The following is a 314-nucleotide window of genomic DNA, read 5'->3' on the forward strand; positions in this document are numbered from 1 at the left end:
GTCTGATGCCAGGTGCCGTCCTGCTCGGTGAAGTAGGATGCGCCCCAGTAGATGGCCCAGGCGTAGGCCACCAGCCACACCAGGTGGGTGAAGTTGCGGCGCAGCTCTTCACGCGGGGTCAGCGCGGCCAGGTTGCGGTCGCGGGTCTTCCAGAGATAGCCCCACAGGATCGAAGCCGTCACGATCTCCAGGACGATCTCGGTGTACAGGAAATTCATCCAGTAGGTCTCGAACTCCGGCGCGAACGAGTCCAGTCCGGCGGACCAGCCATAGACACCTTCGTACCACCGCACCCACAGGTAGAACACGGTGTA

The 314-nt window shown here is 62.4% G+C and carries 1 protein-coding gene; it reads right to left on the reverse strand.

The genetic code is table 11. The features are described from left to right. Nucleotides 1–314, reverse strand: a 314-nt coding sequence (locus tag ACSHWJ_RS16035) for a methane monooxygenase/ammonia monooxygenase subunit C (protein WP_435928786.1), incomplete at both ends; no start/stop codon positions are given.

This window comes from Methylococcus sp. S1M (genome assembly GCF_051295855.1).
In the GTDB taxonomy this organism is placed as follows: domain Bacteria; phylum Pseudomonadota; class Gammaproteobacteria; order Methylococcales; family Methylococcaceae; genus Methylococcus; species Methylococcus capsulatus.